General features: G+C 44.1%; 24 protein-coding genes. 18 read left to right on the top strand and 6 right to left on the bottom strand.

The window, feature by feature from the left end:
* Positions 1-44 precede the first annotated feature (44 nt).
* Positions 45-1,355, top strand: a complete 1,311-nt coding sequence (brnQ, locus tag R7E47_RS12675) for a branched-chain amino acid transport system II carrier protein (RefSeq protein ID WP_005381792.1) — start codon at positions 45-47, stop codon at positions 1,353-1,355.
* Positions 1,356-1,440: 85 nt separating this feature from the next.
* Here the strand turns inward: brnQ and fldB are convergent, their stop codons facing one another.
* Positions 1,441-1,959: a flavodoxin FldB gene (gene fldB / locus R7E47_RS12670; protein WP_005381790.1), complete on the bottom strand. Its 519-nt coding sequence runs from the start codon at positions 1,957-1,959 to the stop codon at positions 1,441-1,443.
* Positions 1,960-2,116: 157 nt separating this feature from the next.
* Between fldB and xerD the strand changes: the two genes are divergently transcribed.
* The 7 genes from xerD (at position 2,117) to R7E47_RS12635 (ending at position 10,849) form a co-directional block, all read left to right on the top strand.
* Complete coding sequence (xerD, locus tag R7E47_RS12665) at positions 2,117-3,034, top strand: site-specific tyrosine recombinase XerD (RefSeq protein ID WP_005381788.1); 918 nt, start codon at positions 2,117-2,119, stop codon at positions 3,032-3,034.
* 59 nt (positions 3,035-3,093) lie between these two features.
* Positions 3,094-3,882: a bifunctional protein-disulfide isomerase/oxidoreductase DsbC gene (gene dsbC, locus R7E47_RS12660; protein WP_017635069.1), complete on the top strand. Its 789-nt coding sequence runs from the start codon at positions 3,094-3,096 to the stop codon at positions 3,880-3,882.
* Positions 3,883-3,925: 43 nt separating this feature from the next.
* The gene (gene recJ / locus R7E47_RS12655; RefSeq protein WP_017635068.1) at positions 3,926-5,665 is read left to right on the top strand and encodes a single-stranded-DNA-specific exonuclease RecJ; all 1,740 of its coding nucleotides are present in this window, start codon (positions 3,926-3,928) and stop codon (positions 5,663-5,665) included.
* A gap of 173 nt (positions 5,666-5,838) precedes the next feature.
* Positions 5,839-6,937, top strand: a protein-coding gene (gene prfB, locus R7E47_RS12650; RefSeq protein WP_100068604.1) for a peptide chain release factor 2 whose coding sequence is annotated in 2 segments (ribosomal slippage) — positions 5,839-5,913 and positions 5,915-6,937 — 1,098 coding nt in all. Because the reading frame shifts where the segments join, the coding sequence is not laid out codon by codon here.
* A gap of 34 nt (positions 6,938-6,971) precedes the next feature.
* Positions 6,972-8,489 (top strand): lysine--tRNA ligase, encoded by a 1,518-nt coding sequence (lysS, locus tag R7E47_RS12645; protein ID WP_005382861.1) that lies wholly within the window; start codon positions 6,972-6,974, stop codon positions 8,487-8,489.
* A 244-nt stretch (positions 8,490-8,733) separates the two neighbouring features.
* Positions 8,734-10,068 (top strand): cyclic-di-GMP-binding transcriptional regulator VpsR, encoded by a 1,335-nt coding sequence (gene vpsR / locus R7E47_RS12640; protein WP_005385970.1) that lies wholly within the window; start codon positions 8,734-8,736, stop codon positions 10,066-10,068.
* Between the two features lie 529 nt (positions 10,069-10,597).
* A complete protein-coding gene (locus R7E47_RS12635) occupies positions 10,598-10,849 on the top strand; it encodes a DUF1127 domain-containing protein (RefSeq protein WP_318084327.1) in 252 nt (83 codons plus the stop codon).
* Between the two features lie 134 nt (positions 10,850-10,983).
* Here the strand turns inward: R7E47_RS12635 and R7E47_RS12630 are convergent, their stop codons facing one another.
* Positions 10,984-12,018, bottom strand: a complete 1,035-nt coding sequence (locus tag R7E47_RS12630; protein WP_318084326.1) for an NADP(H)-dependent aldo-keto reductase — start codon at positions 12,016-12,018, stop codon at positions 10,984-10,986.
* Positions 12,019-12,172: 154 nt separating this feature from the next.
* Here R7E47_RS12630 and R7E47_RS12625 point away from each other — a divergent pair, with 154 nt between their 5' ends.
* Complete coding sequence (locus tag R7E47_RS12625) at positions 12,173-12,484, top strand: DUF6482 family protein (RefSeq protein ID WP_005381772.1); 312 nt, start codon at positions 12,173-12,175, stop codon at positions 12,482-12,484.
* 15 nt (positions 12,485-12,499) lie between these two features.
* On the opposite strand, the gene mutH is transcribed toward R7E47_RS12625, so the two are convergent.
* A complete protein-coding gene (gene mutH, locus R7E47_RS12620) occupies positions 12,500-13,180 on the bottom strand; it encodes a DNA mismatch repair endonuclease MutH (RefSeq protein WP_262639834.1) in 681 nt (226 codons plus the stop codon).
* Positions 13,181-13,799: 619 nt separating this feature from the next.
* On the opposite strand from mutH, the gene rppH reads away from it, so the two are divergent.
* The 5 genes from rppH (at position 13,800) to R7E47_RS12595 (ending at position 19,138) form a co-directional block, all read left to right on the top strand.
* Complete coding sequence (rppH, locus tag R7E47_RS12615) at positions 13,800-14,321, top strand: RNA pyrophosphohydrolase (RefSeq protein WP_005381953.1); 522 nt, start codon at positions 13,800-13,802, stop codon at positions 14,319-14,321.
* A 2-nt stretch (positions 14,322-14,323) separates the two neighbouring features.
* Positions 14,324-16,570: a phosphoenolpyruvate--protein phosphotransferase gene (gene ptsP, locus R7E47_RS12610; RefSeq protein WP_005385966.1), complete on the top strand. Its 2,247-nt coding sequence runs from the start codon at positions 14,324-14,326 to the stop codon at positions 16,568-16,570.
* A 6-nt stretch (positions 16,571-16,576) separates the two neighbouring features.
* Positions 16,577-17,368, top strand: coding sequence for a sulfite exporter TauE/SafE family protein (locus R7E47_RS12605; RefSeq protein WP_005385965.1), 792 nt, complete (start codon positions 16,577-16,579; stop codon positions 17,366-17,368).
* Between the two features lie 87 nt (positions 17,369-17,455).
* On the top strand, positions 17,456-18,277 hold the full coding sequence (gene lgt, locus R7E47_RS12600) for a prolipoprotein diacylglyceryl transferase (RefSeq protein WP_005381948.1): 822 nt from the start codon (positions 17,456-17,458) through the stop codon (positions 18,275-18,277).
* Positions 18,278-18,286: 9 nt separating this feature from the next.
* Entirely contained in the window at positions 18,287-19,138 is an 852-nt protein-coding gene (locus R7E47_RS12595; protein ID WP_025768429.1) for a thymidylate synthase, read from the top strand.
* Positions 19,139-19,208: 70 nt separating this feature from the next.
* Here the strand turns inward: R7E47_RS12595 and R7E47_RS12590 are convergent, their stop codons facing one another.
* Together R7E47_RS12590 and R7E47_RS12585 are read right to left on the bottom strand one after the other, a co-directional pair.
* On the bottom strand, positions 19,209-20,351 hold the full coding sequence (locus tag R7E47_RS12590) for a flavohemoglobin expression-modulating QEGLA motif protein (protein ID WP_318084325.1): 1,143 nt from the start codon (positions 20,349-20,351) through the stop codon (positions 19,209-19,211).
* Between the two features lie 147 nt (positions 20,352-20,498).
* Positions 20,499-21,644 carry a Na/Pi symporter gene (locus R7E47_RS12585; protein WP_025768431.1) on the bottom strand — a complete coding sequence of 382 codons (1,146 nt, stop codon included), beginning with the start codon at positions 21,642-21,644 and terminating at the stop codon, positions 20,499-20,501.
* A gap of 386 nt (positions 21,645-22,030) precedes the next feature.
* On the opposite strand from R7E47_RS12585, the gene nhaR reads away from it, so the two are divergent.
* Together nhaR and R7E47_RS12575 are read left to right on the top strand one after the other, a co-directional pair.
* Positions 22,031-22,921 carry a transcriptional activator NhaR gene (gene nhaR / locus R7E47_RS12580; RefSeq protein ID WP_005381942.1) on the top strand — a complete coding sequence of 297 codons (891 nt, stop codon included), beginning with the start codon at positions 22,031-22,033 and terminating at the stop codon, positions 22,919-22,921.
* Between the two features lie 288 nt (positions 22,922-23,209).
* Positions 23,210-23,518 (top strand): ArsR/SmtB family transcription factor, encoded by a 309-nt coding sequence (locus R7E47_RS12575; RefSeq protein ID WP_005381940.1) that lies wholly within the window; start codon positions 23,210-23,212, stop codon positions 23,516-23,518.
* Positions 23,519-23,822: 304 nt separating this feature from the next.
* Here R7E47_RS12575 and rpsT read toward each other — a convergent pair whose 3' ends face one another.
* Complete coding sequence (gene rpsT / locus R7E47_RS12570) at positions 23,823-24,083, bottom strand: 30S ribosomal protein S20 (protein WP_005381938.1); 261 nt, start codon at positions 24,081-24,083, stop codon at positions 23,823-23,825.
* Positions 24,084-24,388: 305 nt separating this feature from the next.
* Between rpsT and murJ the strand changes: the two genes are divergently transcribed.
* Both murJ and ribF read left to right on the top strand, forming a co-directional pair.
* Positions 24,389-25,951: a murein biosynthesis integral membrane protein MurJ gene (gene murJ, locus R7E47_RS12565; protein ID WP_025998736.1), complete on the top strand. Its 1,563-nt coding sequence runs from the start codon at positions 24,389-24,391 to the stop codon at positions 25,949-25,951.
* Positions 25,952-26,020: 69 nt separating this feature from the next.
* On the top strand, positions 26,021-26,956 hold the full coding sequence (gene ribF, locus R7E47_RS12560) for a bifunctional riboflavin kinase/FAD synthetase (RefSeq protein ID WP_017636167.1): 936 nt from the start codon (positions 26,021-26,023) through the stop codon (positions 26,954-26,956).
* Positions 26,957-26,994 lie beyond the last annotated feature (38 nt).

Below are 26,994 nucleotides of genomic sequence, written 5' to 3'. Positions count from 1 at the left end.
CTAAGCATACACAACATTCATTAATTAAAAGACAAGGGTTATCTGTGAAGCAGACGTTAAAACTAACAGATATTATCGCAGTAGGCTTTATGCTATTTGCGTTCTTTTTAGGTGCGGGCAATATTATCTTTCCACCTCTAGCGGGTCAGTTAGCGGGTGAAAACTTAATGCCAGCTATGTTTGGTTTCTTGCTAACAGCGGTAGGTCTACCTCTTATTACTATCGTTGCTATTGCTGTTGCTGGTGGTTCTTGGGATCACTTGACGCAAGATCTTCCGAAAAAAGCGGCAGTTCTTATGGCTGCACTGATTTTCATCATCATTGGTCCTGCGTTTGCAGCGCCTCGTACTGGCCTAGTGGCTTACGAGATGGCGGTGAAACCTTTCTTCCTTGAGGCGTCACAAACGCATCTGACAGCGTTCTCAGTGATCTTCTTTATCGCAGCAATGATGTTCTCATGGTTCCAAGGCCGTTTGATCGATCTCATCGGTAAAGTACTGACACCAGCATTGTTCGTTGGTTTGATCATTCTTGCTGTCGCTGTCTTCCTTGATCCTCAGGGCGATATGATTGGCGCGCACGGTGAATACCTAACGCAGCCTCTGACCAAAGGCTTCTTAGAAGGCTACAACACAATGGATACGTTCGCGTCATTGATGTTTGGCATGCTGATGGTTGATGCACTGCGCGGTAAAGGCATTACTGAGCGCTCTGCAACTACTAAATATCTGATCTATGCAGGTTGTATTGCTGCTGCTGGTCTTGCGTTTGTTTACATCTCACTATTTTACTTAGGTGCGACGAGTGCAACGGTTGCTGCTGGTGCTGATAATGGTGGCCTAGTGCTTAGCCAATACGTTCAAGCGTTGTTTGGTCCATACGGTCAAATCGTTCTGTCTGTCATCGTATTGCTAGCGTGTCTGACAACCGCGATTGGCTTGATTTCTGCGTGTTCAGATTTCTTCAGCTCGAAAACACCACTGTCATACAAGCAATGGGTACTGATTAATGGTTCTGTTTGTGCATTGGTTGCAAACGTTGGTCTTGCGCAGCTGATTTCTCTGTCAGTGCCAGTATTGTTTGCGCTGTACCCTGTGGCGATTGCGTTGGTTGCACTAACATTTGTGCGCAGCAAACTGCCGAATCCACGCTTTGCTTACCGTGCAGTACTGCTTGTATCTCTGCTGTTTGCGTTGGTTGATGCGGCAAAAGTATCGGGTATTGATGTTTCTGCGTTTAACATGTTGCCATTATTCGAAGTCGGCATGGGTTGGGTGCTTCCAACATTTGCGGCTATCGTGTGCATGTTCTTCATCGCGAAACCTCGCCCAGAGCTAGCACAAGAAACCGCGTAATCACTTCGCGTTATCAAGATAATAAAAAGCCCGATGAATTACTTCATCGGGCTTTTTACTTTTTAATGATGACGTGTTTGCGCTATTAAAGCGTGTCGTGGAATTCCACAAGAACTTGTTCACACCATTTTTCGATGCGTTCATCACTCAGTTCGTACTGTGAGTCTTCATCTAACGCAAGTCCAACAAACTTGCTGCCATCTTCGATCAATGCTTTCGATGCTTCAAATTCGTAGCCTTCATTTGGCCAGTAACCGATAAAGGTTGCGCCTGTGGCTTGCAATTCATCGTGAAGTAAGCCCATCGCATCTAAATACCACTCTCCGTAACCTTCTTGGTCACCCAGACCAAACAGCGCTACAACTTTGCCTTTCAGTGGTGTGGTCGCGATGTCTTGCCAAATCGCGTTCCAATCTTCTTGAATTTCACCAAAATCCCAAGTTGAGATGCCAAGGAGTAATAAGTCGTAGTCCGCCATTAGTGATAACGGTGTCTCTTTCACATTGTGAATGTCGACAAGGTCTTCACCAATAAGGGTACGAATTTTCTCTGCTGCCATTTCGGTGTAGCAGGTCGTTGAGCCGTAAAAGAGTCCGATTTTCATTATATTCGTCGTTATTTGTGTTGCTGTTGTGGAAGATTCTAACCATAAATTGAGGAAGATTGCAGCGAATATCCTATGTGGGATGATTTTTTATGGTATTGGATTGGCAGGTGCTTTAATCTAAATACTGTAAATATAAACAGATAAGGAAGCATTCATGACGGCACAACAGCCTGTCAATCAACAAGATTTTTCGCTTGTTGAGCAATTCTTAGATGCGATGTGGATGGAGCGTGGTCTATCAGAGAACACGTTGGCTTCCTACCGAAACGATTTAATGAAGCTGCTCGTGTGGATGGAAAAACATCGATACCGTCTTGATTTTATCAGTTTGTCTGGCTTGCAAGAATATCAAAGCCACCTTGTAGACTTAGATTACAAACAGACGTCCCGTGCGCGTATGTTGTCGGCTATTCGTCGTTTATTTCAATACCTGCATCGTGAGAAGGTGCGCGCTGATGACCCGAGTGCGCTCTTGGTTAGCCCTAAACTGCCACAACGTTTACCCAAAGATATTAGTGAAGAGCAAGTGGACGCGTTGCTCGAAGCGCCAGACCCGAATGACCCTATAGAATTGCGCGATAAAGCGATGCTAGAGCTACTCTACGCGACAGGGTTGCGTGTGACAGAGCTCGTCAGTTTGACCATGGAAAATGTTAGCTTGCGCCAAGGGGTGGTGCGCGTGACTGGTAAAGGTGGTAAAGAACGCCTGGTTCCTATGGGGGAAAACGCGGTCGATTGGATCGAGACGTTCATTCAACAAGGGCGCCCTGCGTTACTTGGTGATACATCATCTGATATTGTTTTTCCTAGTAAACGCGCAAGACAGATGACTCGTCAGACGTTTTGGCACCGTATTAAATACTATGCTTTGATAGCAGGGATTGATACTGATCAGCTGTCGCCGCACGTACTGCGTCATGCCTTTGCCACGCATTTATTGAACTATGGCGCAGATCTCAGGGTCGTACAGATGCTTTTAGGACATAGTGACTTATCGACCACGCAAATTTATACTCACGTGGCGACTGAACGATTGAAGCAGATCCACAGTCAACACCACCCAAGAGCATAACAATGGTTAGATTCATCCATGTCCTCTTGGAAAAACGATTTTACATTAAGGTGAATTTCATGAGCGTATTACGCCGACTAACTCTGCTGACTTTACCATTTTTTGTTACCGCTTGTGGTGCAGAAGAAAGTCAGGCTCAAACGGAGACTCCTGCGCAACAAGTGGCGCCAGCTGCACAAAGCGGCTTTGATGAAGCAGCATTAAAAACTAAGTTCTCAAAGCTTGGTTTATCTATCGTTGATATTCAACCATCAGACGTCGCTGGCTTATTGGAAATTCAAACCAATGGCGGGATCCTGTTTGCTTCAAATGATGGTAGCCATTTTATCGCCGGTACGCTTTATGCCATTAATGATGATGGCAGTTACAAAGATGTCATAGCAGAGCGTCAAGCGCCGCTTAACGCCGAGAAAATTGCGCAGTTCTCCGATAGCATGATCGAATACAAAGCCGACGATGAAAAGTACGTTGTGACCGTATTCACCGATATCACATGTGGTTACTGTGTGCGTCTGCATAGCCAAATGCAAGGCTATAATGAGCTAGGTATTACAGTGCGTTACATGGCTTACCCTCGCCAAGGTGCAACTGGCCCTGTGGCAGAACAAATGGCAACGATTTGGTGTGCTGAAGATCCGGCGTCGGCAATGCACAACGCGAAAGTGAATCGTACATTTGATAACCCTGCGAAAGACCTGAAACAGTGTAAAGAAACCATCCAGGCGCATTACAATCTAGGTCGCCAATTGGGTATTTCTGGTACGCCAGCAATCTTCTTACCGAATGGCGAAATGGTTGGTGGCTACCTACCACCTGCAGAGCTATTGAAACGTTTAAAGCAACTATAATCCATTAGGAGCAGAGTCGGCAAAGTTGTCGGCTCTTTTAAGCATGATAGAAATTCAACGACGTCCTGAACCTGATCTTTCCCTTCTTCCTGATTCCATTCCTCCGATTCTTAAACGTATCTACATCAACCGTGGGATAACGGATCTTTCACAATTAGAAACATCGGCCCGTGGGTTGCATTCATATCAAAAACTCGGGGGGATTGAGCAAGCTGTCGATCTTTTGTTTCAGGGGATAAAAGAACAAAAACGCATCATCGTTGTCGGTGATTTTGACGCTGATGGTGCGACAAGCTCAGCATTATCAGTACTCGCGCTGCGTATGCTTGGTAGTCACAATGTGGATTACCTAGTGCCAAATCGTTTTGAAGACGGTTATGGGTTAAGTCCAGAAGTCGTTGACCAAGCCTTAGAGCTTGGCGCTGAGATGATCATGACGGTGGATAACGGCGTCTCATCAATCGAAGGCGTGCGTTACGCAAAAGAAAATGGCATTACTGTGCTTGTTACCGATCACCACTTGCCAGGACAAGTGTTGCCTGATGTGGATGCAATGGTGAACCCAAACCTTGAGAGCTGTAGCTTTCCATCTAAAGCGCTTGCGGGTGTGGGGGTCGCGTTTTATCTCATGATGGCACTATGCGTTCATATGCGAAAACACAATTGGTTTGCAGAACAGGGGATGCAAGAGCCCAAGTTGATGGAACTGATTGACCTTGTTGCACTGGGTACCGTCGCCGACGTCGTTCCATTGGATGAAAACAACCGCATTCTTGTACACCAAGGTTTGCAACGTATTCGTGCGGGCAAAGCGCGTCCCGGCATCCAAGCGTTAATTGAGGTCGCGAAGCGCGATGCGCGTCGTTTAGTTGCGTCCGATTTTGGCTTTGCTTTAGGTCCACGTATTAATGCTGCAGGTCGTCTTGATGACATGTCTTTCGGTGTTGAACTGCTGATGTGTAACAACATCCACGCTGCTCGTCGCATGGCAAGTGAATTGGATGGCTTGAACCAAACACGTAAAGAGATTGAAGAAGGCATGAAGCAAGAAGCGATGGCTTTCTGTGAGCGCCTTCAGTTTGGTGAAGGCAATGAGCTTCCTTATGGCCTAGCCTTGTTCCAACGTGATTGGCATCAAGGTGTGATTGGTATTTTGGCTTCGCGTATTAAAGAGAAGTTTCACCGTCCAGTCATTGCATTTGCTGATGGCGGAGAAGGGACGATTAAAGGCTCGTGTCGTTCTATTCCGGGGCTACACATGCGCGATGCGTTGGATTTCATCGACACGCAAAACCCGGGTTTGATCATCAAGTTTGGTGGACACGCCATGGCAGCAGGCTTAACGATTAAAGAGCAGGATTTTGAGCGTTTCAGTCGTTTGTTTGATGAAGTGGTAAAAAAGGAACTCGATGAAGCGGCGCTAAAAGGCGTGATCATGTCAGATGGTGAACTTAAGCCGGAAGAGTTCTCTATGCATGTTGCTGAACAGCTGCGATCGGGTGGCCCTTTTGGACAAGCTTTCCCAGAGCCAATCTTTGATGGTGAGTTTAAAGTACTGCATCAAAAGCTGGTGGGTGAGAAGCATCTTAAATTGATGTTAGAGCCGCTTTATAAAGGTCACCCTACCAATGTGATGATCGACGGCATTGCATTCAATGTTGATCTACGCCGATGGCCAGATGCATCGGTTAAAACAGTACGTCTCGCGTATAAGCTGGATGTGAATGAATTTCGTGGTAATCAATCATTGCAATTGATGATCGATCATATCGAAGCTAAGTAATACCTAGATTAACCTTTCTTATAGAGTACGGTTGCCCCGAAGTGGGTGTAAAATTTTATGACCGTGCTCTCTCTCACCGCAATCTGATTTCTCATCCGAAATTTTCCTGTATCTCGGTCACATTTTTCAGTAGAATTTCTCGGTTAAATTCTATTCTAAAATGTTGAGTAAACATGTTTGAAATCAATCCAATTAAAAACCGTCTGCAGGACGTGTCTCAGCGCACAAATGTCCTGAGGGGGTATCTTTGACTATGACGCGAAGAAAGAGCGTCTAGAAGAAGTCAACGCAGAACTTGAACAACCAGATGTATGGAACGAACCTGAGCGTGCGCAAGCACTGGGTAAAGAGCGTGCATCACTAGAAGCGGTTGTTGAAACCATTGATCAACTAGAGCAAGGTGTGGAAGATGTAGAAGGTCTTCTTGAGCTGGCTGTAGAAGAAGAAGATCAAGAAACATTTGACGAAATTGAACCAGAACTTGCTGAGTTGGAAGAGAAGCTAGAAAAGCTTGAATTCCGTCGTATGTTCTCTGGCGACCACGATAGCTCTGATTGTTACATCGATTTGCAAGCAGGTTCTGGTGGTACAGAAGCACAAGACTGGACTAACATGCTGCTGCGTATGTACCTACGTTGGGCAGAAGCGAAGGGCTTCAAAGCTGAAGTGATTGAAGTCTCTGAAGGTGAAGTCGCGGGTCTTAAGTCGGCAACAGTTCGCATCTCTGGTGAGTATGCGTACGGTTGGTTACGCACTGAAACGGGCGTCCATCGTCTTGTTCGTAAATCTCCGTTCGATTCAGGCGGTCGTCGCCATACGTCATTTGCTTCTGCGTTCATCTATCCAGAGATTGATGAAAACATCGACATCGACATTAATCCTTCCGACCTACGTATTGACGTTTACCGTGCGTCAGGCGCAGGTGGTCAGCACGTAAACACCACAGAATCTGCGGTACGTATTACGCACGTACCTACGAACACAGTGGTTCAGTGTCAGAATGACCGTTCTCAACATAAGAACAAAGATCAGGCAATGAAACAGCTTCGAGCGAAGCTATTTGAGCTTGAATTGCAAAAGCAAAATGCGGAAAAACAAGCTAATGAAGACGCTAAGTCTGACATTGGCTGGGGTAGCCAGATCCGTTCTTACGTATTGGATGACTCACGTATTAAGGACCTCCGTACGGGCATTGAAAACCGTAATACTCAAGCGGTTCTTGATGGCGATCTGGACAAATTTATTGAAGCTAGCCTGAAATCAGGTCTATAAAGCTTTTCACCGACAAAAACAGGATACATCGAAAATGACTGATGCTGTTCAAAACGAAACTGTACTAGAAGAAAATAAGCTGATTGCTGAACGCCGCGCTAAACTGGATGCAATCCGAAAGAGCTGCAAAGCGAACGGCCATCCAAACGACTTCCGTCGTGACGCACTAGCGGGCGACCTTCAGAAAGAGTTCGGTGAAAAGACGAAGGAAGAGCTAGAAGAGCTTAACCACGTAGTAGCAATCGCTGGCCGTATCATGGCTAAACGTGGTCCATTCTTGGTAATTCAAGAAACTTCTGGCCGTATCCAAGCTTATGCTGACAAAGCGGTTCAAAAAGTACTTAAAGAAAAATACCAAGGTCTAGATATCGGTGACATCATCGGTGTTAAAGGTGCACTTCATAAGTCTGGTAAGGGTGACCTATACGTGAACATGGAAGAGTACGAGTTGCTAACCAAAGCACTACGTCCACTTCCAGAAAAGTTCCACGGTCTAACTGACCAAGAGATGCGTTACCGCCAACGTTACGTTGACCTGATCGTTAACGAAGACTCTCGTCAAGCGTTCGTAGTACGTTCTAAAGTAATGTCTGCAATCCGCAACTTCATGATCTCTAAGCAGTTCATGGAAGTTGAAACGCCAATGATGCACGTTATCCCTGGCGGTGCGAGTGCGCGTCCATTCATCACGCACCACAACGCACTAGACATGCCAATGTACCTACGTATCGCGCCAGAGCTATACCTGAAGCGTCTAGTTGTTGGTGGTTTTGATCGCGTATTCGAAATCAACCGTAACTTCCGTAACGAAGGCCTTTCTCCACGCCACAACCCAGAATTCACAATGATGGAATTCTACATGGCGTACGCAGACTACAAAGATCTGATGGACCTAACTGAAGAACTACTAAGCTCAGTGGCGCAAGAAGTTCTAGGTTCAACGTCAATGCCTTACGGTGATGAAACGGTTGAGTTTGGTGGTACTTACACTCGTATGAGCATGTTCGAAGCAATCAAGCACTACAACCCAGACCACGCGCAAATCCAAGCGCTAACAGAAGAAGACCTACAAAACCGTGATCTAATGGTTTCTATCGCGAAATCTGTTCACGTTGAAGTAGAACCTTTCTGGACATGCGGTCAGCTTCTTGAAGAGATCTTTGGTGAAACAGCAGAACCTAAGCTAATGCAGCCTACGTTCATCACTGGTTACCCAGCAGATATTTCTCCGTTGGCTCGTCGTAGCGATGATAACCCGTTCTTTACAGACCGCTTTGAGTTCTTTATCGGTGGCCGTGAAGTAGCGAACGGTTTCTCAGAGCTTAACGATGCTGAAGACCAAGATGCACGCTTTAAAGCACAGGTTGAAGCGAAAGAGTCTGGTGACGACGAAGCAATGTTCTACGATGCAGACTACATCACTGCTCTAGAGCACGGCCTACCGCCAACAGCAGGCCAAGGTATCGGTATCGACCGTTTGGTTATGCTACTGACTAACACGCACACTATCCGTGACGTGATCTTATTCCCTGCAATGCGCCCGCAAGCGTAATTCGATAGGATGAGTAAAAAAACCACCTTCGGGTGGTTTTTTTTTGCCTTTTAGTTAAGGTAATTCAAGTTGTTGCACTTGCCTTTTAATGGGATATGCAAATAAACATTCGCCAAATCTCAATCTATTGCATAGTCTTAATACTGAGACAGACGTGAGGGGGCGGAGTCTCGATAATGTTACCCGCTCGCAAAGATAAGTTTGTGGCACAAAATTTCTATTAACAATGAAAAAGGGTTAGAGAATGGCTGGGCAGTTTAAGATGGATTCCATCCCGGGATCGCTTGTGGTAGTTGGCGGTACTTATGAGCCTTGGTTATCGGTACTGGAGCAAGTGGGCTGGAAGTGTCATCAAGTAGGTGACTTACGCAAAGCTAATACGCTGTTAGAAGATATTGGTCCATGTATCGGTATTGTTGATCTCAGCCATGACGAGTTCAGCTTGAATGGTTTGGCGAACTTAGTCAGCTCTCACAAACACGTACGTTGGTTAGCGTTTATTCGTGAATCTCAGCTTGGCACTGACACCATATGCCAGTTCATTGTTAACTTTTGTATCGATTTTTTCACAGCGCCGATCCCAGATGCACAGTTATTAAGCACAATAGGTCACCAGCTTGGCATGCTTAAATTGGAGAAAAAAGTTTGGCCTAGTTTTGGTAGCAGTTTAGATATGGGTTTGATCGGTGAATCTATCCCGATGAAACGTTTACGCGATCAAGTGAAGCGCATTGGTCCAACGGACGTCAGCATTCTGATTTCTGGGGAAAGTGGGACTGGTAAAGAGGCGGTTGCTAGGGCCATCCATAAAGTCTCTTCACGCTCTCATAAACCGTTTATGGCAATTAACTGTCGCGCACTCAATGAACAACGTTTCCAAGCTGAAGTATTTGGTATTAACGCCGATGAAGATATGGAAGCATGCCTGCTTGAACAAGCAGATGGTGGCACCGTGTTGTTTAATGACATTCTTACCATTTCAAAAGAGCAGCAAATGAATCTGCTGAGATTCTTGCAAGAAGGCACCATTGATACCAAAGATGGCGTAAAAGCGGTTAACGTGCGTATTCTTGCTGCTAACTCGTCGGATGTTGAAAAAGCTTTGATTGACGGTGACTTCAATGAAGAGCTTTACCATTACATCAACGTTCTGCGCATCAATGTCCCTAGCTTGAAAGAACGTGCGAGTGACATCGCATTGCTGGCTCGTTTCTACTTACAAGAGTTCTCAAAAGAGTACAACTCGCAAGCAAAAAGCTTTTCTGAGGATGCATTCAAGGCACTGACACGTTATTTCTGGCCTGGAAATGTGCGTGAGCTGATGAACCAAGTGAAGCGAGCGGTATTAATGTCCGACAGCGTAATGATTGAAGATCATCACTTAGATTTACCTCAACGTAATGACTCAAAGCGCAGCTTGAAATCAATCCGAGAGAAGAGTGAACGTGATGCGTTGCTGGTTGTTTTGGAATCTCATTCTGGTCAAGTTTCAAATGCGGCGAAAGAGCTCGGAGTTTCGCGTGCAACCATGTATCGACTACTTAATAAACATAACTTGATTTCCGAACAAGCCATGTAGTTGGCCTTTCCCTGTGTTAAATAGGCGAATAAATACAATAAAAGAGAGTGGCCACAGAGCCGCTCTTTTTATTTTTGTTTGGTTTGATTTATAAAATCCGCAAATTTATATATTCCTCAGGTGAATATGTTATACGTAAAAGTATATGAAACTAAATTGCGGTGTATTGATTTGTTTTTAATCAAAAAGGCAAAAAATGTTTGATATATATTCATCAAAGCTTACAATTTAACCGTAACTCAATGAGTTATACCTTTCATAAACGGATTAATTTTTAGCTAGGAGGCGCAAGATGAAACATTACGTTGTTAACACCACTGCTTGCGCTGATCGTATGCCTATCGCTCCGATAATCCTTAAATCGGATGATACCAATACCACTGGCTCACAAGATAAAAATTAATCCGTAACCTATCATATTTATTACTAGGCTGCGGGAAAGTAGCGGCTTAGTATCAACAGAATATTTCTGTTCATTTTACGCACTATTTTTTCCCAGTCGAATACATCGATAATCGGAGAAAATATTATGCGTCACTCTATTTACCTACAATTGGCCACTTTGCTATTGAAAGCAGACCTTAAACGCGAAGAAAAACAATGGCAGCGTACCATACGCCGAACTGCTCATGATATTCCATGGACGAATGTTCATCTATTGAGGGATATTGGTTTAGATCGCGATGGTCGTTCTACACGTGCCAATGTTCCGGATGCAGTAAAAGTTGAACGTCGAGTTCGTCACCTTCGTCGAATCTTAACGTCGCGAATAATGACGTAATCGTTAGCGTGTTGGACTGACTGAGTTGCTAACGAGTCATTCAACACGCTTAACTTTTTATATGAAGTATGACTTCATTGGATAAACAGCTGATCTTGAAGATCAGCTGTTTTCGTTTGAAGGGAGCTTTACTGTTAAGGGCAAGGATTCGAGTAAGTTGTACCTATTGCTTGAATTTCAGTAAGTAGCTCGTCGCTAAGTTGCAAATCAATACTGTCGATATTGGCTTTTAATTGGTCTAGGTTTGTTGCTCCGATAATGTTAGAAGCAACAAATGGACGCTGATTGACAAACGCGAGCGCCATTTGTGCAGGGTTTAGACCATGCTCTTGAGCTAAATTGACGTAAGCTTCGGTCGCTTTAACACCTTGTGGAGTGAAGTAGCGCGCAAAACGCTCCCACTTAGTGCATCGAGCGCCTTCAGGTTTTGCCCCGTTTAGGTATTTACCACTCAGGCAGCCAAATGCCAAAGGAGAGTAGGCAAGTAACTGAACGCCTTCGTAATGGCTGATTTCAGACAAGCCAACTTCGAAGCTGCGGTTCAATAAGTTATATGGGTTTTGAATGGAGACAATTCTTGGCAAATCGTGCTTTTCTGCCAAACGCAGTAGCGACATCACCCCCCACGGCGTCTCGTTGGATACGCCGATATAGCGCACTTTACCTGCATTCACTAATTCAGTAAGCGCTTCCAACGTTTCAATTAACGTGACTTCTTCTTGTTTGTCAGGGTATGGGTAGTTGAGTTGACCAAAGCAGTTGGTTTGACGCTGCGGCCAATGTAGTTGGTACAAATCGACATAATCGGTTTGTAGACGATTAAGGCTGTCATCAATTGCTGTATGGATGTGGCGACGATTAAGGCTCATGTTGTCTCTAATGTGAGGAACATTGCGAGGGCCTGCCACTTTTGTTGCCAGTACTGCTTTCTCTCTTTTGCCGCTTTTTGCTAACCAATTACCGATGTATTGCTCGGTGAGCCCTTGTGTTTCCGAGTTTGGCGGTACAGGGTACATCTCTGCGGTATCGATGAAGTTCACCCCATGATCGAGGGCAAAGTCGAGCTGTTCAAAGGCGTCCTTTTCTGTGTTTTGCTCGCCAAACGTCATAGTGCCGAGGCAGATTTTACTGATCTCAAGTGATGAGTGCGGTAGTTTTGTGTATTGCATATCACGTCCTTGAAGAGTTACCGACTAAATAAGTGACTCCAATATAGGGGATTTTTAGCCGCAATCGCAAATGATTTACGTATAAAGGAAGAGCAAACTCGAAAGCTACAGTTAGCCTAACTACACTTAAATGATCGTGTGAAGGAGGTATGTTATGCAGAAGCATCAATTGGACATGTGGCTACATGGTCCACATAAAGATACTTATAAAACTCCCAAAGTATTTGTGATTGGGTGTTCTGATGTCTCTGACTATCTTTTAGCTGTGGAGTACAAGCATCAACTTGAGCCGATTAAAGACGGTGAAGACCCGATACATTTTGGCTCTCTAGACTTAGTAAAAGAAGAACTATTGAGGCTAGGGGTCGATAAAGCGTATTTAAGGCTGCGCAATGCGTATGACGAATGTGGCACTGAAGAGGCGGCCTCATACTGCGATATTGAGTTATCGCTCGTGACGCACTAAATAGCTGATATGGTTTTATTCTGGTTGAGTGTTAATGTAGTGCTTGAGTAAGATCTGTTCAGTAAACTGTGTTCTAAGGTAAAAGCCTCGGGGCAGAGTTTTCATCGGCTTACCATTTGAGTTGTATGCTTCGGTGAGCGCTTTTGCATTTGCGGCTTTAGGGCGAAGATGCAGCGCTTCTCCGTGTCTGGCGGAAATTTGATCAAATCTTCCCAAGACGATCATCTCCATTAACTCTTCCCAGTCATTTCGCAAAATCCGTTCTTCTTCTTCATCTGGTGACCAAATTAGTGGACTGCCCACACGTCTTTCAGCGAGTGGGATTTCTCGTTCTCCTTCTACGGGTACCCAAAGCACACGAGATAGCTTGTTTCGAACATGACTTGTTTCCCATGTAAGACCATGAACACCAGTGAGGGGGGCCACAGAAACAAAGGTTGTTTCTAAAGGTTTGCCAGAGTAACTGATCGGAATACTTTTCAACTCGATCCCTAGTTTTGCGAAATCTTGTTGAGGTTTACTGCCTGCTGGAGCGCCCAAGTGCCATTCGAGTAATTGACCCACCCAACCTTTATCACGTTTTAAGTTTTCAGGAACAATCATATTCGCCTCGGTGGCCAACTCAGCAAAACTGAGTCCTGCCATATCATGCGCTCGTTCCAATAGCTCTGCTTCTGTTTGTGGTTCTGGTTTCATAGTTACAAGGTGGTATTACAAAAAATATAGTTTATCAAACTCCGACCAAATCTACTGTTTAAGATTTCACCGAGGCGGTGTAAGAACGATCAATTCATAACTTATCCACAGGCGGAGGAGGTATTGATAAGATCCTGACGGGGTCTGTATGAATAAACAGGGGTTAAAATGCATTTTTGGGGTTGATTTTGTTGTAATCATCTAAACGAATAGCAGGTGAGTGTGGATAAATAGCCTGTTGGTGGATCTTTGACCGATCTGAGTTTGGTGAAAAGATCATCAAGAAATTGAAGATCGAATTATCGTTATTTTTAAAAATAAATACTTTTTTATCAATATTTTATGTTTATTTTTTTGTTTATTCATTTGTTTTTCATTTGATGGGATTGAACTGAATTACTCATTTGAATTGAATTCTTCACAAAGTTATTCACAGAAAAGGTGAATAAATGTGGGCGATGTCTCACTCTTGTGTTGATAAGGTATGGTTTGATTAAAAGATATCCAAAAATGGTGAAAAGGTAATAAATCTTGCTCATATCACATCAGTAAGTTTGCTAGTAATGGGGATATGTGGAAAAATCACGGTAATAAAAAATTTATTCATAGAGGTTAGCCAGTGATAGATGGCGATGGTTACCGACTTAATGTTGGTATTGTGATATGTAATAACCATGGTCAGGTCTTCTGGGCTAAACGATACGGGCAACACTCATGGCAATTTCCACAAGGTGGGATTGACGAAGGTGAAACCCCTGAACAAGCCATGTTCAGGGAGTTATACGAAGAAGTCGGTTTAACGAAAAAAGACGTTAAGATCATTGCAACAAGTCGTCATTGGTTAAGATATAAGCTACCAAAGCGATTGGTGCGTTGGGACTCCAAGCCTGTTTGTATCGGCCAAAAACAGAAATGGTTTCTGCTGAGATTAGAATGCGATGAGTCTCGCATTAATATGCAACGCGGAAAATCCCCTGAATTTGATGGTTGGCGCTGGGTAAGTTACTGGTATCCAGTTAGGCAAGTTGTTTCTTTCAAGCGAGATGTTTATCGACGAGCGATGAAAGAATTTGCATCCTTAGCCATGCCTTTTCGAGAGAGAAAAGCGAAAGGGAAAAGAAAAAAGCAACGTAGAGGATAATCATGCTCAGTCAGCTAAGGGAAATAGTTGAGAAAGTCTCCAGGGTCGATGATGTGCATCTGGCACTCGATATATTGGTGAAAGAGACTTGTGCTGCCCTTAGTACTGAGTGCTGTACTATCTATCTTGCTAATGAAGAAATGCAGCGCCTTGAGTTAATGGCAACTCAAGGCCTTATTTTTGAAGGTGATAGTATTCATATCAACTTCAATGAAGGCTTGGTTGGGTTGGTAAAACGAAGCGCTGAACCCCTTAACCTTGCCGAAGCCTCAAAACACCCCGAGTTCAAATTCTTTCCTCAACTCGGCGAACAGATTTACCACTCTTTTTTAGCTACTCCAATCATTCATCGTAAACAAGTTTTAGGTGTGTTGGTGATCCAACAAAAAACGCCGCGCTTGTTTAGTGAAATGGAAGAATCGTTTCTTGTTACCTTATCCGCTCAGTTAGCGGTGCTCATTGCACATGCGCAGAATCTTGGGCATTGGCAGTTAGCATCTAAACCCACGGTATTAAAAGGTTTGCCTGCGTCTACTGGTGTCGCGATTGGAGAGTTTTGGTTCGACAATACCCAGCCGAGTTTATCGGATGTTTTCCCTTCGTCCACGTTAGATAAGGAACGCGAGCACGAGACATTACTGGTGGCCATAGAGCGAGCGTTAAATGACTTTCGCCGTATGCGGAAAAAGCTGGACAGTGAAATCAACAAAGATGCGCTGGCGATCTTCGATCTGTTTACTCACTTACTGAATGATCCGATGCTTCGCGGTGATTTGAAGAAGCAGATTGAAAAAGGAGATAGGGCAGACTGGGCGTTACGCCAAGTTGTAGAGTCATACTCGAATCGATTTGCAAGAATGTCGGATGTATACATGCGTGAAAGAGCGCAAGATATCCGAGAGTTAGGGCAAAGGCTGCTCTATTTTCTGCACAACAGTGAGCAAGAAAATTCTGCAATTGATCGTCCCATTATTTTGGTGGCGAACGAACTCACTGCCACCTTGCTCGCTTCTGTACCTAAAGAGTTTTTGTTAGCCGTCGTATCATTAGAGGGAGGCGCAAACTCTCACGCTGCCATTTTATCTCGAGCTCTTGGGGTCCCTGCAGTCATGGGCGCCAACATTAATCCGGATGTGGTGAATGGCAAACTCGGGATAGTCGACGGCTATACGGGTGAGATCTTCTTAGAGCCAAACCGCCAGTTGTTGCGAGAGTATCGCAGCTTAGTAAGCGAAGAGTCTGAACTGTTTGCCATGGTAAACAAGGACCTCGCACTCCCTGCGGTTACGCAAGATAATCACCATATCGAAATTATGCTGAATGCGGGACTCAGTGCAGACAGTAATATTGCCATCAACACAGGTGTTGATGGTGTTGGGTTGTACCGAACTGAGATTGCATTTTTACTTCAGCATCACTTTCCTTCGGAAGATGAGCAGTATCATCAATACCAAGCAATACTTAACAGCTATCCGAATCAACGAGTAGTGATGCGTACTTTGGATATTGGTGGTGACAAACCTTTGCCGTATTTGCCCATTGAAGAAGATAATCCGTTTCTAGGCTGGCGTGGCATTCGTTTTACATTGGATCATCCAGACATTTTCTTGATCCAGCTGCGTGCAATGTTAAGAGCGAGTGCAGAAAGCGGAAACTTAAGTATCTTATTGCCAATGGTGTCAGGGGTAAAAGAGCTAGACGATGCCATTAGCTTGATTAATCAAGCTCACAGCGAAGCCGTTTTGCTTGATGATAGAATTCAATTCCCACAAATTGGGGTCATGATTGAAGTACCATCGATGGTGTATCTGTTGCCAACGATTGCTCACCGTGTTGATTTTGTTTCTGTCGGGACCAACGATTTAACTCAGTATTTATTAGCGGTAGATAGGAACAATTCGCGCGTAGCGGATGTCTATGAATCTATGCATCCTGCGGTACTGTTAGCGCTTAAGCAAATCCATGAGGTGTGTGATAAATATCAGGTGCCCGTGTGTATTTGTGGTGAGCTAGCGGGTGATCCATTTGGCGCTCTTCTCTTACTTGGGTTAGGGTATACCAGTTTGAGTATGAACACCTCCAATGTGGCTAAGGTGAAATATTTGATTCGTCATAGCCAACAAGAAGAATTAGAAAAATTAGCGGAGCAAGCAATGACAAAGTCCTATGGGGAGGACATTCATCAAATGATGCATGACTTCTTCATTCAACAGGGCTTTGCGGGCTTTATTCGTGCAGGTAAAAAGTAGGAAATCGTGACCGTCTCTTTATTTTTGTTATTGTTGGCGCTAGGCGCTTTTGTGGGTGTGATGGCGGGGTTACTCGGTATCGGTGGTGGTTTGATTGTTGTTCCTGCCTTGTTGTATTTGCTTCCTCTTGCTGGGATCTCTCCAGAAATGAGTATGCACATGGCCTTAGCCACTTCGTTAGCGAGTATTATTGTCACGTCTGGCTCATCGGCGATGAATCACCTTAAGCTCGGCAATGTCGATATGTTTGTCGTAAAATGGTTGATGCCTGGTGTGGTCATTGGTGGCTTTGTTGGTGCCAATATTGCTGAGTGGATCCCTACACACTATTTGCCGAAAGTGTTTGGTGTCATTGTTCTTTGCCTGTCAGTACAAATGTTTCGTTCCATTAAAGTTACGAGCAGTAAACCTATGCCGAGCAGCCCTGTGACTGTAGTTTACGGCACGGGAATTGGTGTCGTATCAAGCCTTGCTGGTATTGGTGGTGGCTCACTGTCGGTACCATTTTTAAATAAACATGGGATAGAGATGCGTAAAGCGGTGGGCTCATCCTCCGTTTGTGGTTGCGTGATTGCTATTTCTGGTATGATCGGCTTCATCTTACATGGCTATAAAGTGGAAGGCTTACCTTCATACAGTATTGGCTATGTTTATCTTCCCGCTTTATTAGCGATTGCTATGGCCTCGATGCTCACAACAAAAGTGGGTGCGAAGCTGGCAACTAACCTTCCAACTGCGGTATTAAAAAAGATATTCGCGGTGTTCTTAATGTTTGTTGCAGCGACCATGCTGCTCTAAGCTTGTACCCAAGTCATTCTCGCTGAACCAAGCATCTAGAGGTTACTTGGGTATATTTATTTTGTTGTGATAAGAAGAGAATGATTTATGTCTCAGGGATATATTGAATTTCCCAATATTGATCCGGTTTTAATCTCTATTGGTCCTGTTTCGGTTCGTTGGTACGGTTTGATGTACCTTGTGGGCTTTATGTTTGCTCTATGGTTAGCGAACCGACGTGCAGATAAGCCTGGAAGTGGTTGGACACGAGAGCAGGTTTCTGATTTGTTGTTCGCAGGCTTCCTTGGCGTGGTGATTGGTGGCCGTGTAGGCTACGTGCTTTTCTACAATTTTGAGCTCTTCCTGGCTGACCCTTTGTATCTATTTAAAGTGTGGACCGGTGGTATGTCTTTCCACGGGGGCTTACTGGGTGTGATTACTGCGATGTTCTGGTATGCACACAAAAACGGGCGAACTTTCTTCGGTGTTGCTGACTTTATCGCGCCGCTTGTGCCATTTGGTTTGGGTATGGGGCGTTTAGGTAACTTCATGAACAGCGAGTTGTGGGGCCGAGTAACGGATGTGCCTTGGGCGATCGTTTTCCCAAATGGCGGTCCACTGCCACGTCATCCATCGCAGCTTTATGAAATGGCGCTTGAAGGTATCGTCCTTTTCTTCATTTTGAATTGGTTCATCAAGAAACCTCGTCCTCTAGGTTCTGTTTCAGGACTCTTTCTTGCGGGTTACGGAACCTTCCGTTTCCTAGTAGAATACGTGCGCGAACCAGACGCTCATTTGGGTTTATTCGGTGGCTTTATTTCCATGGGACAGATTTTATCCCTGCCAATGGTGGTTATCGGTGTCCTCATGATGGTTTGGGCATACAAACGTGGTCATTACAAAGACGAATTACCACAAAAGACGAAGTAAGGTATTGGTGTGAAACAGTATTTAGATTTGTGTCAACGCATCGTTGACCAAGGTGTTTGGGTTGAAAATGAGCGTACAGGCAAGCGCTGCCTGACCGTAATCAACGCGGATTTAACCTACGATGTTGCGAACAATCAATTTCCGTTGGTCACCACACGTAAAAGTTTTTGGAAAGCGGCCGTTGCAGAACTATTAGGGTATATTCGTGGTTACGATAATGCGGAAGATTTTCGTAAGCTGGGCACGAAAACCTGGGATGCCAATGCCAACCTAAATGATGCCTGGTTGAATAACCCATACCGTAAAGGTGAAGACGACATGGGCCGTGTCTATGGGGTTCAAGGGCGCGCCTGGGCGAAACCTGATGGTGGTCATGTTGACCAGCTACGTAAGATAGTGGATGACTTAACGCGTGGTGTTGATGACCGCGGTGAAATCTTGAACTTCTACAATCCGGGTGAGTTCCACATGGGGTGCTTGCGTCCTTGTATGTACAGTCACCATTTTTCATTGCTGGATGATACGCTTTACCTGAATAGTACTCAGCGTTCGTGTGATGTACCGCTTGGCTTAAACTTCAATATGGTTCAAGTTTACGTGTTCTTGGTGATTATGGCGCAAATTACGGGCAAGAAACCTGGTCAGGCATTTCATAAGATTGTGAATGCTCACATTTATGAAGATCAGCTTGAACTGATGCGCGATGTTCAGTTGAAACGTGAGCCATTAAAAGCGCCGACGTTCCATATCAACCCAGAGATTAAATCTCTAGAAGATTTGGAAACATGGGTCACACTGGATGACTTTTGGGTTGAAGGGTACGAGCATCACGATCCTATTCGTTACCCATTCTCAGTGTAACGAGTATCGTTCTTCAAGATATAGAAAAAGCTCCGAATGGAGCTTTTTTCTTTTTTGTACTTAGAAGGTATTATTTTAGTGCACTGACAATATAACGGTGAATTGGGTTGGTCTGCATCGGTGTGGACAGTGCCGGGCTAATAAACTTAGGTTGAGTGAATATTTCTTTACTCACTAATGAACGGATAAGCTCAAAGTACTTCAGCTCTGTTTTCCCGCACAACAATAGTGAAAAGTCATCGCCCAATTTATCATAGGCATTGAGCACCTCTCGGAATCCTCTAAGATACAAGTAATCCTTCGTTAAACCTCCACCTCGATAGACTCGGGCAGTCGTTGTAAATGCTTGAAGATCAGAAGCTTTATACTGTTCTTTTAATAGCATGAACGTATGGCGGAAATCGCGATCCTTGATCATCGACTCTACTGCCAGAACTCGTAAGGCTAAGGTTCTTAGGCGCTTGATACTGAAATGTCCTGACAGATACTCACATAATATAGCCAGCCCTTCTTGAGTGTTGGTATTGGCAGGACAACCTAAGCTCAGGACTTTTAGCGGTTGTTGACGACCGTTAAGCGTAGTCAGGAGATGTACTCCCATTTCATGATGTGCAAGAGCCTCCAGCTCATCAGTGGTGATGTACGCCGCGTGGTTAATTTTGACTCGAGATCCTGAAACTAGTGCGTTTGCTAACATCCCGTCCAACACCTGTATTTCACATTCATACCCATTGCGTTGAGCAAAATTTTGCATGAAACGTGCTATTGCACGGCTATCGTGCTGAGGTTCTTTTTCTTCTTCTGTAGGAAGGTGCAATATGAAATGGGCGTTGGCAATATCTTTGGCGCTCGGTTCCCCATAATAGCGTAAGGAGTTATAAAGAAACTCTTGCGTACCTATGGTATTCACTTGATCCAGTTTATCTGCATAAGACTGAATTACATCCGCGTACAGCCTCTGCAGTTGGGTGTCTTGAATGTTTTCTAGAGGTAGCTCATATAGACGTCGCTTTGCGCTGTGGGTATCTACGTTAGTAATTGAATATTGAAAATTAGGCTCTTGAGAATATTTGTTTTTAATGAAACGTTCTCTTTCTTGAGCATAATTAAGAGGATTCACGCTACTGAGGATATCAATATCAGCAACCAGTTGGGTTAGGTTTTCGTCTATTGCGAGTTGCTGATCAGAAATAGCGTCATTAAGCTGCGTCATGTTGTCGACTCCAAATGAGATAGCTCAGCATAAGCATGCTGATGTGGCTCAAATTATCACCGGACAATCGATTTGAACAGTTTAATTATCATAAAAAAGGCTCCACGATGTGGAGCCTAAACAATAAGCGATGGTATGTCGTTGTTGTTACGTTGTTAGGGCTAGAATTGCACCTGGTAGAATAACGAATACTGACATTAGGTAACCACCAACAACTGCTTTATTCTTAATAGCCATTTCAGAAATCATCTCAGCGCCTTTAACCGGAATCTCACGTAGGAATGGAATTCCAAAGATAAACAGCGTCGCCATGATGTTAAATACTAAGTGGACTAGAGCGATTTGTAGTGCGAATACTGCGAACTCTCCAGATACCGCTGTCGCTGCTAGTAGTGCCGTAATACAAGTACCAATGTTAGCACCCAGAGTGAAAGGGTAGATATCTCGTACTTTCAACACGCCAGTACCAACCAACGGAACCATTAAACTTGTCGTGGTTGAGGAAGATTGTACTAGAACGGTCACGATTGAGCCTGATACGATGCCGTGAATAGGACCACGACCGATGGCGTTTTTCAAAATTTCACGTGCGCGACCAACCATTAGGCTCTTCATCAATTTACCCATCACTGTGATTGCAACGAAGATAGTCGCAATACCCAAAGCAATAAGCATGACGCCGCCAACAGTATCACCGAAGGTAGAAAGTGGCTCTTTAATTGCGCCTACGACTGGCTTTGTAATTGGTTTAATAAAGTTGAAGCCCTTAATGCTCATATCACCAGTAGCAAGCAGTGGAGAAACAAGCCAGTGAGAAACTTTCTCTAAAATGCCGAACATCATTTCCAACGGAAGGAAAATAGCGACAGCAAGCAAGTTGAAGAAGTCGTGAATGGTTGCACTTGCAAATGCACGTTTGAACTCTTCTTTACAGCGCACGTGGCCAAGAGACACAAGCGTATTGGTCACTGTGGTACCAATGTTAGCACCCATCACCATAGGGATAGCGGTTTCTACAGGTAAGCCACCTGCAACCAAGCCTACAATAATAGACGTTACAGTACTTGAAGACTGAATTAAGGCTGTTGCCACCAAGCCGATCATTAGACCTGCAACTGGGTGTGCGGCAAATTCAAATAGCACCTTAGCTTGATCGCCAGTTGCCCATTTAAAGCCACTACCAACCATAGATACTGCTAGAAGAAGCAGATATAACATGAATGCCAAGTTAGCCCAGCGTAACCAACGAGCTGTGCTCGAAATTGGTGCCACTGTTGAAGTAGCTTGGTTCATCATAATTTTCTCCGTTGACCTTTCAGTTCATTTTTCGGTCTGTAGTTGAATCTGCGGGCGATGTTAGAGAACAAATATTTCAGTAATATTACAGATTTCTTGCTGTGAGAGATTTTTATTGTTCTTTTTGATAATGGCGTAAAAGAGGAAGAAAATTAATTTTTAACTTGTTGATTTTAATGGTTAAATTTTGATTTCTTTTTGTTTGATTTTTGCGTTTTTTTTGTAGAGAAAATGCGCCTCAGTTCAACTTTTATGACAGTGTTGACTTTATACTTTCGGTAAAACTTATGCTTTTGTAAGGTATTGTATGGTTTTGTCGAGTTTATTGTTTGTCTCTGTCACATTTGGTATAAAAAGTATCACTTTCTTTTCGGGACTCGATCATGTCACATCTAAACTACAACCATCTCTATTATTTCTGGATGGTGTGCAAACAGGGCTCTGTAACTAAGGCGGCTGACGCGCTCTTCCTGACACCGCAAACCGTGACAGGACAGATTAAAGCGCTTGAAGAGCGCATGAAAGGAAAGTTAACCAAGCGCAATGGTCGTACAGTTGAGCCCACTGAGTTAGGTCAGCTTGTGTTTAAGTACGCCGACCGGATGTTCGGTTTGAGCTATGAGATGTTAGATATCGTCAATTACAGCCAGCACTCGAACATTCTATTTGAAGTTGGTGTAGCCGATGCATTATCTAAGCGCTTGGTCAGTAAAGTACTGATGACGACCGTCCCGGAAGATAACAGTATTCATTTACGCTGTTATGAATCGACCCACGAACTGCTACTTGAACGCCTTTCTCAGCACAAGCTAGATATGATCCTTTCGGATTGTCCCGTTGATTCTACTCAAAGTCCTGGCCTTTATAGCAAAAAGTTGGGTGAAAGTAGCATGAGCTTTTTTGCTTCTTCTGAAATTGAAAATGTGCGATTCCCTGAGATCTTGGAACAAAAAAAACTTCTGATTCCCGCGAGCCGAACGGCTATGGGGCGTAAAGTTATTCAATGGTTTGATCGTCAAGGCCTTCAACCCAATGTGCTAGGGGAGTTTGATGATGTTGCGTTGATGAAAGCTTTTGCTCGGTACCACGATGATGTGATTTTCTTGGCACCGACCGTATACATGTCGGAGATTGAAGACGACCGAAATTTACAGCTAATTGGCCATGTCGATGGGCTAAAAGAAGAGTACTACGTGATTTTTGCGGAACGAATGATCCAACACCCCGCGGTAAAAAATGTTTGTGATGCTGATTTCAGTCAAATGTTTGAGTAAACCCGTATCGTTGCGTAAATAAATAGATTACTATCAATAAAAATATAATTCTAAATAATATCTAAGTAAGCAAGATACTTGTTTTAGTGAGCAAAACTATTAATTATTGATGGCGCACCAATTAAAATCCTTGGTGGATAATATTGGTGTATCACTAACAACTAAATTAGAGGTTCTAATAATGAAGACTCTGGAAGTGTATCTTGATTTTCTTAGATATATAAATCAGTGCAACACAACAAGCTGGCCAGGGTTGGAATAAGTAAGTTGTAGCTAGAGGTCCAACACATGAATCTACAAGAAATGGAGCAGAACTCCGCAAAAGCCGTCGTGTTGCTCAAAGCGATGGCAAACGAGAGACGCCTACAAATCCTTTGTATGCTGCATAACCAAGAGCTGTCCGTGGGAGAGCTGTGTGCAAAGTTAGAGCTAAGCCAGTCGGCATTATCTCAGCATCTTGCTTGGCTTCGCCGTGATGAGTTAGTCACGACAAGGAAAGAAGCACAGACGGTGTACTACACATTAAAGAGTGATGAAGTGAAAGCGTTAATAAAAACACTGCATAGTCTTTATTGTGCTGAGAGTGCTCAACATTAATTAAATAGTCCTAATATACTGCTCATCTTAGAGTGTGAATCTAACTTGTTGGAATATTTGAGAGTGGCGTTAAACTTTTGATGATAGGGTACTACTCATCGACCAATTTGCTTTGTTCTCAAGTGTTTTATTAGTGCTTTCTAGTTTGAGCGTTATATGGGTAATGAATAAGCTGATGTCTTTAAATGGGACATTCAGAAAAAGAAAAGCTGGCATTGCCAGCTTTTTTTATTAAGAAAACTTTGTAGATATAAAAAAACCGACACAAGGTCGGTTTTTTCTTCACTGTAAAATCAGGACTCTATTAAAGAGCTTTGATTTGTGCAGCGAAACGAGACTTATGGCGAGCTGCTTTATTCTTGTGAATAAGGCCTTTAGTTGCCATGCGGTCTAGGATAGGTGTAACTACAGCGAATGCAGCAGTTGCAGCTTCTTTGTCGCCTGCTTCGATAGCAGCAACAGTTTTCTTCATGTAAGTACGCATCATTGAGCGACGGCTAGCATTGTGCTGACGACGTTTCTCAGCTTGGATAGCGCGCTTCTTAGCAGATTTACTATTTGCCAAGGGTCTAACTCCCAAAAACTTAGTTCTGTGACAATTTAAGGGCGAGGAATATCCCTCATTTGCGCTTAAATGTCAAATGATTTGTGCAAAAACCGATCTAAGCCAAAACAAATTTTGGTAAGAGAGGTTATCGCGGTTAAGATGGCGGGGATTCTAACAGCATTTTTATACCAATGCTAATAATTATCCGCGAAAGGCACACTTATTCCTTACAACCCGCGGATAGATTTTTGACGTCTATTTACAGCACCTGTCAGAGAAACAGTATAGGGTTAGCTGTCTTATGGTGATATTCCGAGGTTACAGTGAGTAAACGACTACTCAAGTCTGGCATGATCGTCAGTGCTATGACATTTATTTCCCGCGTTCTTGGCCTAGTTCGTGATGTTGTAGTGGCAAATTTAATGGGGGCAGGAGCAAGCGCAGACGTCTTTTTCTTCGCCAATAAAATTCCTAATTTTTTACGACGTTTGTTTGCTGAAGGTGCTTTTTCCCAAGCGTTTGTACCTGTTTTAACGGAAAGCCATGCTCAAGGCGACATGAATAAAACTCGGGAGCTCATTGCTCGTGCGGCGGGTACATTAGGGGTGATAGTCTCAATTGTTACCATCTTAGGTGTTCTAGGTTCCGGAGTGGTGACTGCACTGTTTGGTTTTGGTTGGTTCCTAGACTGGATGCATGGTGGTCCCGCGGCTGAGAAGTTCGAACTTGCTAGCGTGATGCTCAAGATTACCTTTCCTTATTTATGGTTCATCACTTTTGTTGCCCTATCGGGAGCCATTCTCAATACACTAGGTAAGTTTGCGGTTTCTTCGTTTACTCCTGTCTTCCTCAATGTGATGATCATTTTGGCAGCATGGTTTATCTCGCCGCAGATGCCACAGCCAGAGATTGGTCTTGCCATCGGTGTTTTCCTTGGTGGTTTGGTTCAGTTCTTATTTCAAATCCCTTTCCTTATTAAAGCGGGGGTTATGGTTAAGCCGAAATGGGGCTGGCGCGATCCGGGCGTGGTGAAGATCCGAACCTTAATGATTCCTGCTTTGTTCGGTGTGTCGGTAAGCCAAATCAACTTGTTGTTTGATACTTTTATTGCCAGCTTTCTGCAAACCGGTTCGATCAGTTGGTTGTACTATTCAGATCGCTTGTTGGAATTCCCGTTAGGTCTGTTTGGTATTGCTATTGCAACGGTGATTTTACCAGCATTATCACGCAAACATGTTGACGCACAAAATGAAGGATTCGCACAAACCATGGACTGGGGGGTGCGCATGGTGATCTTACTTGGCCTTCCTGCAATGCTTGGTTTGATGGTACTGGCAAAACCTATGTTGATGGTGTTATTCATGCGAGGTGAGTTTTCGCCACAAGACGTACATCAAGCATCATTGTCACTCTTTGCTTACGCTTCAGGCTTGTTGAACTTTATGCTGATTAAAGTGCTCGCTCCGGGTTATTACTCGCGTCAAGACACTAAAACGCCAGTGAAATACGGCATCATTGCGATGGTGACCAACATGGTATTTAATGCAATTTTTGCGTACTTCTATGGCTACGTTGGCTTGGCTATCGCGACGGCACTATCGGCATTTGTGAATATGGCACTGCTGTATCGTGGCCTGCACATCGCAGAGGTATACCAAATCACTAAGCGAACCGTCTTCTTTATTATACGTTTAGCTATTGCTGGCGCGGCGATGGTGGCGGCAATCTTATGGCAACTGGAAGATATGTCAGTATGGCTGGGCTGGAGCTTTGCTCACCGAAGCGCGGTGCTAGGGATGTTGATCGGTTTAGGAGCCGTAGTTTACCTAGTGGTTCTATTTTTAACTGGTGCGCGTTTAAAAGACCTAAAAGCTGGGACAGACTGAGGGTGATTAGTATATAATCCGTCAGTTTCACACAGTGTAAAGTAAAACAGAGGCAGAAAGCAGTATCCAATGGAACTGATTAGAGGCATTCACAATATCAACCCGCGACATCATGGTTGTGTGCTGACTATTGGCAATTTCGATGGTGTCCATAAAGGCCATCAACAAGTATTGCAGCAAGTGTCTGAGCAAGCGGACAGGCTATCCTTGCCTTCTGTTGTGATGACCTTTGAACCTCAGCCGATGGAGCTGTTTGCCAAAGACAAGGCACCTGCAAGGTTGACTCGATTACGCGATAAGTTCGTGCAATTGAGTAAGCTCGATATTGACCGCTTACTGTGTGTCAATTTCAATCGCCATTTTGCAAATTTAACCGCGGAAGAGTTTATCCGTGACTTGTTGGTCGAGCGTTTGGGTGTTAAGTTTCTTGTCGTTGGTGATGATTTCTGCTTTGGCAAAGGCCGTACAGGTAACTTTGCAATGCTGCAGGAAGCAGGGGAAAAATACGGCTTTGATGTCGTAAGTACCCAGAGCTTTTGTTTACAACAATTACGTGTCAGCAGTACGGCTATCCGTCAAGCGCTGGCGCGTGACGATTTGCATTCCGCGCAACAGATGCTGGGAAGAAACTACAGCATCAGCGGTCGTGTTTCTCATGGAAGAAAGCTAGGTCGAACCATTGGGTTCCCTACTGCAAATATTCCTTTGAAACGCTGTGTTTCTCCGGTTTCCGGAGTCTATGTTGTTCAAGCGCTTGGCTTAGGAAATAAGCCAGTTGGTGGTGTTGCTAATATTGGTCAAAGACCAACCGTCAATGGTGTTCGCCAACAGTTAGAAGTGCACTTATTCGACTTTCATGCCAATTTATATGGCAAGCAACTAGAAGTGGAACTTTTGCATAAACTTCGAGATGAGCAAAAGTTTGAGTCGTTTGAAGCACTTAAACAACAAATTGAATTGGATGCTGAAGCAGCAAGGGTGTGGCTGCGTCAGCTTAAGCGTTGAGCGGTTTATTCCACCGTTCAACATAATGTCTAATTTTC

The organism is Vibrio sp. Vb1026 (assembly GCF_033338745.1).
Classification (GTDB): Bacteria; Pseudomonadota; Gammaproteobacteria; order Enterobacterales; family Vibrionaceae; genus Vibrio; species Vibrio alginolyticus.
Note: the sequence above shows the minus strand (reverse complement) of the source record. Positions and strands in the feature narration are given on the sequence as shown.